Source organism: Streptococcus oralis, assembly GCF_001983955.1.
Taxonomy (GTDB): Bacteria; Bacillota; Bacilli; order Lactobacillales; family Streptococcaceae; genus Streptococcus; species Streptococcus jiangnanensis.
This window is the reverse complement of the sequence record NZ_CP019562.1, coordinates 1,048,100-1,061,832: the sequence shown is the minus strand read 5'-3', so window position 1 is coordinate 1,061,832 and position 13,733 is coordinate 1,048,100. Positions and strand designations below refer to the sequence as shown.

The following is a 13,733-nucleotide window of genomic DNA, read 5'->3' as shown; positions in this document are numbered from 1 at the left end:
GTTTTGAAATAGTTTACAGACACTTTCCTTAATTCTCAAAGAAGTCAGAAAAAGAAGTGAACCCTTAACCCTTGCATCCGCAAGGGTTTTCTTCTTGCCTTTCTTTTATGGTAAAATATTGATAGCGAAATTGCTTGATATTCTTCAATCTTACAAAAATGTAAGATTAAAGTCTCTTTTGTAAGGTTAGGTTATGGCAGGCTACTTTTTTTTGCGATAAACTAGACTCATAAAGAACAAAGGAGCAAAACCATGAAAAGAATTTTACAAAAGAAAACAAGAAAACCAAGTCAAAAAGATATCGAGCGTGTTCAACTGGGATGCGCTATGATGCAAGCACAGTTTCAATTGATGGGATATTAAGAAGGAGAAAATCATGACACTTTTAGATGTAAAACACGTTCAAAAAATCTATAAAACACGTTTCCAAGGCAACCAAGTAGAAGCACTCAAAGATATTCACTTTACTGTAGAGAAGGGTGACTACGTTGCCATCATGGGTGAGTCTGGTTCAGGAAAGTCAACCCTGCTCAACATTCTAGCTATGCTGGATAAGCCAACTCGCGGGCAGGTTTACCTGAATGGAACCGACACAGCCACTATTAAAAATTCACAGGCTTCGAGTTTTCGTCGTGAGAAGTTGGGATTTGTCTTCCAAGACTTTAATCTGCTAGATACCTTGTCTGTTAAGGACAATATCTTGCTTCCGTTAGTGTTGTCACGAAAACCTATCACAGAGATGATGAAGAAATTGGTAGTAACCGCTGAAAATTTGGGCATCAACCAACTGCAAGAGAAGTACCCTTACGAGATCTCTGGAGGTCAAAAACAGCGGGTAGCAGTAGCACGCGCCATCATCACTGAACCTGAAATTCTCCTTGCAGATGAGCCAACTGGGGCACTTGACTCCAAGTCATCTGCAGCCTTACTCGACGTTTTTGATGAAATCAATGAACGCGGTCAAACCATTCTCATGGTAACCCACTCAACAGCTGCAGCTAGCAGGGCCAAGCGCGTTCTCTTTATCAAGGACGGCATTCTTTACAACCAAATCTACCGCGGAGACAAGACAGAACGTCAGATGTTCCAGGAAATCTCTGATACTTTGACTGTTATGGCAAGTGAGGTGAATTAGTATGTTCCGATTAACCAATAAGTTAGCGGTATCTAACTTGATTAAAAACCGCAAACTCTACTACCCCTTTGCCCTTGCTGTTCTCTTAGCAGTGACCATCACCTATCTTTTTTACTCATTGACACTGAATCCTAACATTGGCAAGATCCGAGGGGGAGAAACAATCTCCGTGACGCTTGGTCTCGGTATGGTGATTGTCACTATAGCCTCTGCCATCATCGTCTTCTATGCCAATAGTTTCGTCATGAAAAACCGTTCCAAAGAACTAGGGATTTATGGCATGCTAGGATTAGAAAAACGCCATTTGATCAGCATGGTCTTTAAGGAGCTTCTTATTTTTGGCTCCCTAACCTTGACAGCTGGACTTGGCCTAGGAGCTCTCTTTGATAAACTCATCTTTGCTCTGCTACTGAAGCTAATGAATATGAAGGTGGAGCTCGTTTCTACTTTCCAACCAATTGTTTTTATCCTGGTTCTCATCGTCTTTGGAGCTATCTTCCTAGGTTTGGTTTTTATCAATGCCTTTCGTATTGCACGCATGAATGCCCTTCAGCTCTCTCGTGAGAAGGCAAGTGGTGAGAAAAAAGGACGTTTCTTAGGCCTTCAAACCATTCTAGGTTTGATTAGTATGGGAGCTGGCTACTACCTAGCAGTTACCGTTGAAAATCCACTTAATGCTGTTCTAATTTTCTTTGTAGCAGTCTTACTGGTAATCTTTGGTACTTACCTCTTGTTTAATGCAGGGATTACAGTATTTCTACAAATCTTGAAGAAAAACAAGCGTTACTATTACCAACCCAACAACATGATTTCCGTATCCAATCTTATCTTTCGAATGAAGAAAAATGCAGTTGGTTTGGCAACGATTGCCATCCTTTCAACAATGGTCTTGGTAACTATGTCAGCAGCTACCAGTATCTTCTCTGCTTCTGAAACGTTCAAGAAATTCATGAATCCACATGATTTTGGAATTACAGGACGAAATGTTGAAAAAGAAGATTTAGATAAACTTTTGAGTCAATATGCTAGCGATAAGGGATTAACTGTCACTAAAAAAGAAGTCTTTCGTCATAGCAGTTTTGGCATCGAGAGCCAAGATGGAACCAAGCTCCGTATCTTTACAAAGGGGAATAACTTCGTCCAACCGAAAACCATTTTTATGGTCTTTGACCAAAAAGACTATGAAAACATGACTGGTCAAAAACTCTCCCTTTCAGGCAATGAAGTCGGCTTGTTTACCAAGAATAAGGTACTTGAAGGACAGAAAGAAATCACTCTAAATGATCAAACCTACATAGTTAAAGAAGAAATTAAAAATGATTTTATTCTGGAACATGTGCCAAATCAGTATAACATTCTGACATCTGACTACAATTATCTTGTTGTCCCTAATCTGCAAGCCTTTATTGACCAATATCCGGATTCCTCTCTCTTTGATCAACTTTATGGTGGTATGAATGTAACAGCAAGTGAGGAAGAACAGCTCAAACTCGCTGACGATTTTTCAAAATTCCTTAATAACTTTAATAGAGAATTAAACAAAGAAGGAAGTTATGTATTTGGAAGCAATTTGGCTGATAGCAGTGCGCAAATAAGTGCCCTCTATGGAGGGGTATTCTTCATTGGTATCTTCCTCTCTATCATCTTTATGGTGGGAACAGTCCTGGTTATTTATTACAAACAAATTTCTGAAGGCTATGAAGACCGTGAACGTTTCATCATTTTGCAAAAGGTCGGACTTGATCAAAAGCAAATCAAGCAAACCATTAATAAACAGGTTCTAACTGTTTTCTTCCTCCCATTGATTTTTGCCTTCCTACACCTTGCTTTTGCCTATCATATGCTTAGCCTCATCCTAAAAGTCATTGGTGTGCTAGATGCGACCATGATGTTGACTGTCACTTTATCCATCTGTGCGATCTTCCTCGTTGTCTATGTCTTAATCTTTATGATTACCTCAAGAAGCTATCGCAAGATTGTGCAAATGTAAAAAAGATACCTCGATGTTTATCGAGGTATTTCTTTATCTTAAATGCTGAAGAGTTGTCCAAGCAGGTAAGTCACTCCCATGGTGAGAAGTCCGATACAGAGGTTACGGATCATGGCAGTTTTCGTAGGTGCCTTGCCTAGTTTAGCACTGGTATAGCCAGTGACGAGAAGGGAAAGGGCAACGATAAAAACAGTAGCAGGAATGCGATAATCACTTGGAAAGACGGTGATTGAAAGCATAGGAGGAAGACTTCCCAGTACAAAGGCGATAAAGCTAGAGATGGCAGCATGCCAAGGATTGGTAAATTCTTCGTACTCGATACCGTATTTCTCCTCAACCAACGCTTTGAGTGGATTTTTTAAAAAGGCCTTGTTGGTCAAAAGTTGGGCGGACGTTTCACACTCACCATTTTGTAAGTAAGCAGCATAGAGGGATTGTTTTGCTGATTCCATATCTTTATCCAAGAGCAATTGCTCTCTAGCAACAGCGGCTTCTTCCGTATCTTTCTGAGTGGATACAGAGACATATTCGCCACCGGCCATAGAAAAAGCACCAGCGAGGATAGCAGCCAATCCTGATAAAAAGATAATCCAGATATTGCTTGTCGCACTGGCAACCCCAATAACGACTCCAGCGATGGAAATAATCCCATCATTGGCACCCAGAACACCCGCGCGTAGGATATTGAGTCGGCCTGTAAAGTTTGCATCAATTTCGTGTTTTATTTCTGTCATAGTCATCTCCTTTCTCTCCATTATAGAGAAAAGAGTAGGGGAATACAAACTTTTTAAACTATCTGAAAAAAGTTCTACGATTCTAATTTTTAGGCCCTTTGAAGATTCTCCGAAAAAGTAGTGCTATCCTACCGTACTGGACCATTTTAAACTTATCTATGGTATAATAGAAGGTAGATTTATCAATTGGAGTATGAAGGATTTTATGATTAAACTTGTAGCAACCGATATGGATGGAACCTTTCTGGACGGAGAGGGTCGGTTTGATATGGAACGCCTCAAAAACGTACTTGTTTCCTACAAGGAAAAGGGGATTTATTTTGCTGTGGCTTCAGGTCGCGGTATCTTGTCCCTGAAAAAGTTGTTTGCGGATGTGCGTGATGAAATGATTTTTATAGCTGAAAATGGGAGTTATGTTGAGTTTCATGGGGAGGATATGTACGAGGCTACGATGTCACGGGACTTTTACTTGAGTACTTTTGTAGCATTAAAGAAATCGCCCTATTTTGATGTAAGAAAAATGCTTCTGACAGGGAAAAAAGCTTGTTATGTATTGGATACGGTGGATGAGACTTATCTCATGATTAGTCGTCACTACAATGAGAGTATTCAAAAAGTAGCGAGTCTGGAAGATATCACAGATGAGATTTTTAAATTCACTACGAACTTCACAGAAGATACGATAGAAGCTGGTGAGGCCTGGGTCAACGAAAATGTTCCTGGTGTGAAAGCCATGACAACAGGTTTTGAATCCATCGATATTGTCTTGGACTACGTTGATAAGGGTGTGGCTATTGTTGAGCTGGCCAAAAAACTGGGGCTTAGCATGGATCAGGTCATGGCGTTTGGAGATAATCTCAATGACCTTCACATGATGCAGGTTGTGGGACACCCAATCGCTCCTGAAAATGCGCGACCAGAGATTTTAGAATTAGCAGAAGCGGTGATTGGCCACCATAAGGACCAGTCAGTGATGGCTTATATGGAGGGCTTGTAATGGCAGATATTAAATTGATTGCACTCGATTTGGATGGTACCTTACTGACAACGGATAAAAAGCTGACAGATCGAACTAAGGAAGTCTTAAAAGCTGCGCGTGATCGTGGCATCAAGGTCGTACTGACAACAGGCCGTCCTCTGAAAGCTATGGATTTCTTTCTCAAGGAGTTGGGAACAGATGGACAGGAGGATGAATACACCATCACCTTTAATGGAGGGCTTGTTCAGAAAAATACGGGAGAGATTCTCGATAAAACCGTCTTTTCAATCGACGATGTGGCACGATTGTACGAGGAAACTGAAAAACTAGGGTTGCCGTTAGATGCCATTTCTGAAGGAACAGTCTATCAAATCCAGTCGGACCAAGAAAGTCTCTATGCTAAGTTCAACCCAGCTCTGACTTTCGTGACAGTCGCTTTTGAAGAGTTATCTAGTCAGATAACTTATAATAAATGCGTGACTGCCTTTGCCCAAGAACCTTTGGATGCAGCGATTCAACAGATTTCTCCTGAATTGTTTGACCAATATGAAATCTTCAAATCGCGTGAACTCTTATTGGAATGGTCACCGAAAAATGTCCACAAGGCAACAGGTTTAGAGAAATTAATTAAACACCTAGGAATCGACCAAAGCCAGGTCATGGCTTGTGGGGACGAGGCTAATGACCTTTCCATGATTGAGTGGGCAGGTCTGGGAGTTGCCATGCAAAATGCAGTTCCAGCAGTTAAGGAAGTTGCCAATGTGATTACCCCAATGACCAACGATGAGGAAGCTGTTGCCTGGGCTATCGAAGAATACGTGCTAAAGGAGAACTAGAATATGGGATTGTTTGACCGTTTATTCGGGAAAAAAGAAGAGCCGAAAATCGAAGATATTGTAAAAGAAGCACTGGAAAATCTTGATTTGTCAGAAGAGGTTGAAGAAAACCAAACGGCAGTCGAAGAAACTTCTCAGGAAGAGACAACAAGAGACAAAGTGGAAGAAACACCTGCTCAAGAAGAAACCCCTCAGATCTTGACAGAAGAAGTTATTGAACCAGAAGCAGTCGAGGAAACTGCTCAGGAAGAGCTTGAGCTAGAATCTGATGAATTGGAACAATTCCAAGATCCGGAAGAAGTTTTAGAAGAAGAGAGCCAAGAAACTGAAGAAGAACTAGCGTCAGAAGTAGTAGAAGAAGAACTTCCTCAGGTTGAAGAAACCGTGCAGGAAAAATATGACCGCAGTCTAAAGAAAACCCGTACGGGATTCGGAGCTCGTTTGAATGCCTTCTTTGCCAACTTCCGTTCTGTCGATGAAGAATTCTTCGAGGAATTGGAAGAACTGCTCATCATGAGTGACGTCGGTGTTCAGGTCGCTTCAAACTTAACAGAAGAACTACGCTATGAAGCCAAACTCGAAAACGCTAAGAAGCCTGACGCACTTCGTCGTGTCATTATCGAGAAATTGGTTGAACTCTATGAGAAGGATGGCAACTACGATGAACAAATCCATTTCCAAGATGGTTTGACAGTCATGCTCTTTGTCGGAGTCAATGGTGTTGGGAAAACAACTTCTATCGGGAAATTAGCTCATCGCTACAAACAAGCTGGCAAGAAAGTCATGTTGGTTGCGGCAGATACCTTCCGTGCGGGTGCTGTGGCCCAGCTAGCAGAATGGGGCCGTCGTGTGGATGTTCCTGTTGTGACGGGACCTGAAAAGGCTGATCCAGCAAGCGTGGTCTTTGATGGGATGCAACGTGCTGTAGCTGAAGGGATTGATATCCTTATGATTGATACAGCAGGGCGTCTGCAAAACAAGGACAACCTTATGGCCGAGTTGGAAAAGATTGGTCGCATTATCAAGCGTGTCGTTCCAGAGGCACCCCATGAAACATTCTTAGCCCTTGATGCTTCAACAGGTCAAAACGCTCTTGTACAGGCCAAAGAGTTTTCAAAAATCACTCCATTGACAGGTATTGTATTGACCAAGATTGATGGAACTGCCCGAGGTGGTGTTGTACTAGCTATCCGCGAAGAACTTAATATCCCTGTAAAATTGATTGGTTTCGGTGAAAAAATCGATGATATTGGGGAATTTAACTCAGAAAACTTTATGAAGGGTCTCTTAGAAGGCTTGATTTAATACAAAATAAATATCCTGCAAGTCAATCTTGCAGGATATTTTTGCTATTCTAAACGGCCATCTTCACGATAGGCGATATCTGGTTGCCAGGTCCATTTAGCTCCATACTTCACAAGTAAGTCAAAGCTAGCTTGTGGCCCCATGCTTCCAGCTTTATAATCGTAGAGTGGAGCTCCATTTTCAGCCCAGAGCTCTTCGATACGGTCAATCAATTTCCAAGAAGCACTTACCTCATCCCAGTGGCTAAAGTTGGTAGAGTTGTTATTCAAGACATCGTAGATTAATTTCTCGTATGGGTCTGGTGAGGCTCCAGTAGCAGTAGCATCTGTACGGTAATCCAGAGAGCTTGGTGCCAGGTTAAATTCTTCACCGACTCGCTTCCCATTGAGGCTGAGAGAGAATCCTTCAGTTGGTTGGATATAGATGGTCAAGATATTTGGTGCTAATGGTTCTCCAAAGATAGAGTCCATTTGCTTAAAGACGATATTGACATGAGTTCCTTTTTCGGTCAGGCGTTTACCAGTACGGAAGAAGAAGGGAACACCACGGAAACGATCGCTGTCTACAAAGAAGGCGCCAGATGCGAAAGTTTCTGTTGTGGATTCAGGATCGACATTTGGTTCGCTTCGATAGGAAATGTATTTCATGCCATCGATTTTACCAGAGCGATATTGACCACGAATAAACTGTTCTTTCAATTCTTTCTCAGTTGGATGATAGAGGTTTTTAAAGACCTTTATCTTTTCAGCGCGAATCTCATCTTTTGTAAAGCTAGCTGGTTTGTCCATGGCTAGAAGAGAGAGAAGTTGGAGTGTATGGTTTTGCACCATATCACGAAGGGCACCAGATTGATCATAGTAGCCACCACGTTCTTCTACACCCAAACGTTCTGCAAAGGTAATCTGAACATTATCGATGTGTTCGCGATTCCAAACATTCTCAAAGATCATGTTGGCAAAACGAACAGCAAAGATACTCTGAATCATCTCTTTACCTAGGTAATGGTCGATACGGTAGATTTGCTCTTCATCAAAGGCCGCAAGGAGATCTTCATTGAGTTTGCTAGCTGTTTCGTAGTCTGTACCAAAAGGTTTTTCAACGATCAAGCGCTCAAAACCTTTGCCATCGACAATGTTTTCAGATTTGAGGTGTTTGGCAATGGTTCCGAAGAACTGTGGTGCCATAGACAAGAAGAAGAGCTTATTGTGTTCAGCTTGGTATTTTTCATTAAGCTCAGCTTGTAATTGACGCAAAGCAATGTAATGTTCCGTGTCATTCACATCATGGCTTTGATAGTAGAAGTGGCTAGCAAATTCCTGGGCTTGCTCGGTACTATCTGCCAAATCAAGGATGGACTCGACAACTACAGATTCAAAATATTCCTTACTCCAAGGTCTACGAGCTGTTCCGATAACAGCAAAATGCTCAGAGAGATTGCCTGATTTATAGAGTCTGAAAAGGGAAGGGTAGAGTTTGCGTTTAGCTAAATCTCCACTCGCACCGAAAATTGTAACAATAACCTTTGATGACATCTAGCTACCTAATTTCTATATTTTTTCCTAGTTGGACTAGGGATGAGATTTCCTCATTATCATAGTTTTTATTTTATCATAATTTTCAAAAAAAACAAAAAATCCAATACGCAATTAAAAAACTGTAAGGAGAACCTTACAGTTTTGTTTTATACATTTAAGACCTTGTCCAAGAACTCTTTTAGACGAGGGTGTTGTGGGTTATCGAAGATTTGATCTGGAGTTCCATCTTCCAGGAACTCACCATCAGCCGTAAAGATAACACGGTTGGCCACCTGACGAGCAAATCCCATCTCATGGGTTACGATAATCATGGTCATGCCTTGTTCCGCCAATTCCTTCATAACATTCAGTACATCTCCAACCATTTCAGGGTCAAGAGCGGAAGTTGGCTCATCAAAGAGCATGATATCAGGATTCATGGCAAGTCCACGAGCGATAGCTACACGCTGTTTCTGACCACCTGAAAGGCTATCTGGGTTGGCATTAGCTTTATCTGCTAGTCCTACCTTTTCAAGCAACTCCATCCCCATTTTTTCAGCTTCTTCTTTGGTCATCCGTTTGTGTTCAATAGGTGCAAAAGTGATATTTTCTAGGACGGACATGTGAGGGAAGAGGTTGAAATGTTGGAAGACCATTCCCACGTTTTCACGAACATGGTCGACATTGGTTGATTTTTCAGTCAGATCATAACCATTTACTGTGATGTGGCCACTCGTTACCTCCTCGAGAAGGTTAAGGCTACGGAGGAAAGTGGATTTACCAGAACCAGAAGGACCGATGATACAAACAACATCTCCTTCATAAAACTTAGTAGTAATACCTTTTAAAACTTCATTTTTTCCATAATACTTATGCAAATCATTTACATCAATTTTTAGTTTTGCCATTAACGAATCCTCTTTTCTAAGCGTTTCGCTAGTCTAGTCAAAAGCGTGATAATTACAAGATAGAAGATAGCAAGGATTGCATACATCTTGAAACTTTGGTAGTTACGGGCAATGATGATCTTACCAGTTTGGAAGAGTTCAACCAAACCGATAGCAGACACGATGGTTGTATCTTTAAGAGCGATAACAAATTGGTTGACGAAGTTTGGCAACATCAATTTAGTCGCTTGTGGCAAGATAATCTTACGCATGGTTTTTCCATAAGAAATACCAAGACTGCGACTGGCCTCCATTTGCCCAACTGGAACAGCTTGAATCCCACCACGAACAATTTCAGCGATATAAGCAGCTGCATTGAGTGAGAGGGCAATAGTACCAGCTACAAAGTCATTGATTGGACTTTGTTGGCCGGTAATCGACTCGATGAAGTTTGGTATTCCCCAGAAGATGAAGGCTGCAAGAATCATCAATGGAATTCCTCGAATAACGTCAACGAAAATCTCAGAAATCAGACGAAGAGATTTGTATGGGCTAACACTAAACATACCAAAGATAATCCCGATGACAATGGCAATTGCAAATGAAATAAGCGCTAAGGCAAGAGTGATTCCAAGTCCACTAAGAAGTTGTTTGTAGTTGTTTTGAAGCAAGCCCCAGATAGTTGTTTCGTCAACCGTACTTGTAGAGTCAGTTGAAGTTTCGCTAGCTAGATACTTGTCAAGAATCTTTTGGAATTCACCGTTAGCTTTGAGGTTCGCAAGTCCGTTATTGAACATCTGGATCAATTCAGGGTTTGTTCCTTTTTTAACCGCAAAGGCAGTTTCACCGATTGGAGTTCCAGCGATTGGTGTTTTCAATTTTTGACCTTGGCTGATAGAATATTTGAGAACTGGCTCATCATCCATCACAGCATCAATAGCTCCAGTATTCAGACTGTCATACATTGATGCGCCATCAGCAAAGGTTTTAATCTTATAACCGTATTTGCTTTGATTTTCAGTAAGGAACGTTTGAGAAGCAGTTCCGTTTTTAACACCGACAGTTTTATCCTTGAGGTCCTCATAAGAAGCGATCGTGCTTGATTCTTTCACACCAAGAATCGTATTTGCTGTGTAGTATGATTCTGAGAAGTCGAAGGTTTCCTTACGGGCATCTGTTACAGACACACCAGCAATGATACCATCTGCTTGTCCTGCTTGAACAGCACTGATGGCTGCGTCAAATCCTGGGTTGGTAATTTCAATTTCAAAACCTTGATCTTTGGCAATGGCCTTGATAAGATCCATATCAATACCGGTGTATTGATTGCTTGAATTTTGAAAGACGAATGGGGCGAAAGATGAGTCGCTGGCAATAATGTACTTGCTTTTCACAGGAGTAGCTTTTTGTCCAGCAGCAGTAGTTGTTGGGCTTGCAGTAGTTTTAGAAGCCGTCCATTTTTGGATGATTTGCTCCAAGCTACCATCCTTCTTCATTTGGGCTAGGGCTTCGTTAAACTCGGTAACCAAGTGTTCATACTTGCTCCCTTTCTTGACACCAAAGGCAAAGCTTCCAACAGCCTCACCATCCATATTGATGCTGAGATCTTGTCCTTGGTTAATCGCATACTCAATAACAGGTTTGTCATCCATGATGGCATTCACAGCACCAGCACTTAGACTGTTATTCATCAAATCACTTGTATCAAAGGTTTTAATAGAGAAACCGTATTTATCTTTGATACTTTCGAGGAAACGTTGAGCGGCAGTTGCGTTCTTAACTCCAACTGTTTTCCCGCTGAGTTCCTCATATTTGGTGATTTTATTTGCCTTTGTGGTAGCAATGACAACTTTTGTATCATAATAGGTATCAGACATGGTAAAGACATTTTCACGTTCTTTTGTTTTTGTCATACCTGCCATAATGGCATCTGCTTGACCTGACTGCACTGCATTTACAGCTGCATCAAAGCCAGGATAAGACATTTGGATATTCCATCCTTTGATTTCTGCGACTTTATTGATAATATCAACATCAATCCCTTTATAGGTTTGATCTGAATCTTTAAACTCAAAAGGTGCGTAAGCTGTATCAGACACAATCTTAACAGTATCAGCTTTTGCCATACCTAGTGAGAAAATGGGAAATAAAATGAGCAAACATGCTAGTATTTTTTTCTTCATTTTTAGTCTCCTTTTCCGAATATTTTCCCATTATATCAGAAAATGAATGAAAAGGCAAATTTTATGGATTTTATGTAAGAAAATGTGACATAGAATCCTTGCTCTCATCAACCTAGAGAAGAGTCTGAAAAGTAAATTTATGGTAAAATAGAAGGATAGAAAAATGCAGATGAGGCAATCATGATTAATAGAATTACAGATAATAAATTTAAACTAGTATCAAAATATGAACCTTCAGGAGATCAACCCCAAGCGATTGAGCAGTTGGTTGACAATATCGAGGGTGGAGAAAAGGCTCAGATTCTGATGGGGGCGACGGGTACAGGGAAGACCTATACCATGAGTCAGGTCATTTCCAAAGTCAATAAACCAACTTTGGTCATTGCCCATAACAAAACCCTAGCTGGTCAGCTCTATGGGGAGTTTAAGGAATTTTTCCCTGAAAATGCTGTTGAGTACTTCGTATCCTACTATGATTATTACCAACCCGAGGCCTATGTTCCTTCGAGTGATACCTATATTGAGAAGGATAGCTCAGTCAATGATGAGATTGACAAGCTCCGTCACTCAGCGACTTCAGCCCTTCTGGAGCGCAATGATGTCATCGTCGTGGCTTCTGTCTCTTGTATCTATGGTTTGGGTTCGCCAAAGGAATATGCTGATAGTGTCGTTAGTCTCCGTCCAGGTCTGGAGATTTCTCGTGACAAACTCTTGAATGACTTGGTGGATATTCAGTTTGAACGCAATGATATTGATTTCCAACGGGGAAGATTTCGCGTTCGCGGGGATGTGGTGGAGATTTTCCCAGCTTCTCGTGATGAACACGCTTTTCGAGTAGAGTTTTTCGGAGATGAGATTGACCGTATCCGTGAGGTTGAGGCTTTGACAGGTCAGGTATTGGGAGAAGTGGATCATTTGGCGATCTTCCCTGCCACTCACTTTGTGACCAATGACGACCACATGGAAGTTGCCATTGCCAAGATTCAGGCAGAGTTGGAGGAGCAGTTAGCTGTCTTTGAGAAGGAAGGCAAACTGCTAGAAGCACAACGCTTGAAACAACGGACAGAGTATGATATCGAAATGCTACGTGAGATGGGTTATACAAATGGGGTTGAGAACTACTCACGCCACATGGATGGTCGTAGTGAAGGAGAGCCTCCTTATACGCTTCTCGACTTTTTCCCAGATGATTTCTTGATCATGATTGATGAAAGTCACATGACCATGGGGCAAATCAAGGGCATGTATAATGGAGACCGTTCTCGTAAGGAAATGCTAGTTAATTATGGTTTCCGTTTACCTTCTGCCCTAGACAACCGTCCTCTTCGTCGGGAAGAGTTTGAGAGTCATGTGCATCAGATTGTTTACGTTTCAGCGACACCAGGCGACTATGAAAATGAACAGACCGAGACAGTGATTGAGCAAATTATTCGTCCGACAGGTCTTTTGGACCCTGAAGTGGAAGTCCGTCCAACTATGGGACAGATTGATGACCTCCTAGGTGAAATCAATGCCCGTGTTGAAAAGAATGAACGTACCTTTATCACAACCTTGACCAAGAAGATGGCAGAAGACTTGACTGACTACTTCAAAGAAATGGGCATCAAGGTCAAGTATATGCACTCGGATATCAAGACCTTGGAACGGACAGAGATTATCCGCGACCTACGCTTGGGTGTTTTTGATGTCTTGGTCGGAATCAATTTGCTCCGTGAAGGGATTGACGTACCTGAAGTAAGTTTGGTTGCTATTCTAGATGCTGACAAGGAAGGTTTCCTTCGTAACGAACGTGGCCTCATCCAGACCATTGGACGTGCTGCCCGTAATAGCGAAGGACATGTCATCATGTATGCGGACACGATTACTCAGTCTATGCAACGTGCCATCGATGAAACGGCCCGCCGTCGGAAAATCCAGATGGCCTATAATGAAGAACATGGTATTGTACCACAAACCATTAAGAAAGAAATCCGTGATCTTATTGCCGTGACCAAGGCAGTTGCCAAGGAAGAGGACAAGGAAGTCGATATCAATAGCCTCAACAAACAAGAACGCAAGGAACTCGTCAAAAAACTCAAAAAACAAATGCAAGAAGCCGTCGAAGTGCTTGATTTTGAACTGGCAGCTCAGATACGTGACATGATGTTGGAAGTGAAGGCGTTAAACTGAA

At 41.6% G+C, this 13,733-nt stretch carries 10 protein-coding genes; 6 read left to right on the top strand and 4 right to left on the bottom strand.

Annotation, left to right across the window (positions count from 1 at the left end; genetic code table 11):
• Positions 1 to 376 precede the first annotated feature (376 nt).
• Both BWR56_RS05155 and BWR56_RS05150 read left to right on the top strand, forming a co-directional pair.
• Positions 377 to 1,135, top strand: coding sequence for an ABC transporter ATP-binding protein (locus BWR56_RS05155; protein WP_000173369.1), 759 nt, complete (start codon positions 377 to 379; stop codon positions 1,133 to 1,135).
• 1 nt (position 1,136) lies between these two features.
• Positions 1,137 to 3,125: an ABC transporter permease gene (locus tag BWR56_RS05150; protein ID WP_076984581.1), complete on the top strand. Its 1,989-nt coding sequence runs from the start codon at positions 1,137 to 1,139 to the stop codon at positions 3,123 to 3,125.
• A gap of 38 nt (positions 3,126 to 3,163) precedes the next feature.
• On the opposite strand, the gene BWR56_RS05145 is transcribed toward BWR56_RS05150, so the two are convergent.
• Complete coding sequence (locus tag BWR56_RS05145) at positions 3,164 to 3,859, bottom strand: VIT1/CCC1 transporter family protein (RefSeq protein WP_076984580.1); 696 nt, start codon at positions 3,857 to 3,859, stop codon at positions 3,164 to 3,166.
• Positions 3,860 to 4,064: 205 nt separating this feature from the next.
• Here BWR56_RS05145 and BWR56_RS05140 point away from each other — a divergent pair, with 205 nt between their 5' ends.
• The 3 genes from BWR56_RS05140 to ftsY are packed head-to-tail and all read left to right on the top strand — an operon-like array spanning position 4,065 to position 6,979.
• On the top strand, positions 4,065 to 4,856 hold the full coding sequence (locus tag BWR56_RS05140) for a Cof-type HAD-IIB family hydrolase (protein WP_076984893.1): 792 nt from the start codon (positions 4,065 to 4,067) through the stop codon (positions 4,854 to 4,856).
• Positions 4,856 to 5,674, top strand: a complete 819-nt coding sequence (locus BWR56_RS05135) for a Cof-type HAD-IIB family hydrolase (RefSeq protein ID WP_076984579.1) — start codon at positions 4,856 to 4,858, stop codon at positions 5,672 to 5,674. The genes BWR56_RS05140 and BWR56_RS05135 overlap by 1 nt, the downstream gene beginning before the upstream one ends.
• 3 nt (positions 5,675 to 5,677) lie before the next feature.
• Complete coding sequence (ftsY, locus tag BWR56_RS05130; protein ID WP_076984578.1) at positions 5,678 to 6,979, top strand: signal recognition particle-docking protein FtsY; 1,302 nt, start codon at positions 5,678 to 5,680, stop codon at positions 6,977 to 6,979.
• A 44-nt stretch (positions 6,980 to 7,023) separates the two neighbouring features.
• Here the strand turns inward: ftsY and zwf are convergent, their stop codons facing one another.
• From zwf to BWR56_RS05115, 3 genes are all read right to left on the bottom strand, one after another.
• The gene (gene zwf / locus BWR56_RS05125; RefSeq protein WP_049505871.1) at positions 7,024 to 8,511 is read right to left on the bottom strand and encodes a glucose-6-phosphate dehydrogenase; all 1,488 of its coding nucleotides are present in this window, start codon (positions 8,509 to 8,511) and stop codon (positions 7,024 to 7,026) included.
• Between the two features lie 149 nt (positions 8,512 to 8,660).
• Positions 8,661 to 9,401 carry an amino acid ABC transporter ATP-binding protein gene (locus tag BWR56_RS05120; RefSeq protein WP_049505870.1) on the bottom strand — a complete coding sequence of 247 codons (741 nt, stop codon included), beginning with the start codon at positions 9,399 to 9,401 and terminating at the stop codon, positions 8,661 to 8,663.
• Positions 9,401 to 11,563: an ABC transporter substrate-binding protein/permease gene (locus tag BWR56_RS05115; RefSeq protein ID WP_076984577.1), complete on the bottom strand. Its 2,163-nt coding sequence runs from the start codon at positions 11,561 to 11,563 to the stop codon at positions 9,401 to 9,403. The genes BWR56_RS05120 and BWR56_RS05115 overlap by 1 nt, the downstream gene beginning before the upstream one ends.
• Before the next feature lie 180 nt (positions 11,564 to 11,743).
• On the opposite strand from BWR56_RS05115, the gene uvrB reads away from it, so the two are divergent.
• Positions 11,744 to 13,732 (top strand): excinuclease ABC subunit UvrB, encoded by a 1,989-nt coding sequence (gene uvrB, locus BWR56_RS05110; protein ID WP_076984576.1) that lies wholly within the window; start codon positions 11,744 to 11,746, stop codon positions 13,730 to 13,732.
• The last annotated feature ends 1 nt before the right edge of the window (position 13,733 follow it).

Bases quoted from the DNA above. Each gene is read 5' to 3' on its own strand.
- BWR56_RS05155 (WP_000173369.1), top strand. From the start codon at position 377: ATGACACTTTTAGATGTAAAACACGTTCAAAAAATCTATAAAACACGT.
- BWR56_RS05135 (WP_076984579.1), top strand. From the start codon at position 4,856: ATGGCAGATATTAAATTGATTGCACTCGATTTGGATGGTACCTTACTG.
- BWR56_RS05145 (WP_076984580.1), bottom strand. From the start codon at position 3,859: ATGACAGAAATAAAACACGAAATTGATGCAAACTTTACAGGCCGACTC.
- BWR56_RS05150 (WP_076984581.1), top strand. From the start codon at position 1,137: ATGTTCCGATTAACCAATAAGTTAGCGGTATCTAACTTGATTAAAAAC.
- BWR56_RS05140 (WP_076984893.1), top strand. From the start codon at position 4,065: ATGATTAAACTTGTAGCAACCGATATGGATGGAACCTTTCTGGACGGA.
- ftsY (WP_076984578.1), top strand. From the start codon at position 5,678: ATGGGATTGTTTGACCGTTTATTCGGGAAAAAAGAAGAGCCGAAAATC.
- BWR56_RS05120 (WP_049505870.1), bottom strand. From the start codon at position 9,401: ATGGCAAAACTAAAAATTGATGTAAATGATTTGCATAAGTATTATGGA.
- uvrB (WP_076984576.1), top strand. From the start codon at position 11,744: ATGATTAATAGAATTACAGATAATAAATTTAAACTAGTATCAAAATAT.
- BWR56_RS05115 (WP_076984577.1), bottom strand. From the start codon at position 11,563: ATGAAGAAAAAAATACTAGCATGTTTGCTCATTTTATTTCCCATTTTC.
- zwf (WP_049505871.1), bottom strand. From the start codon at position 8,511: ATGTCATCAAAGGTTATTGTTACAATTTTCGGTGCGAGTGGAGATTTA.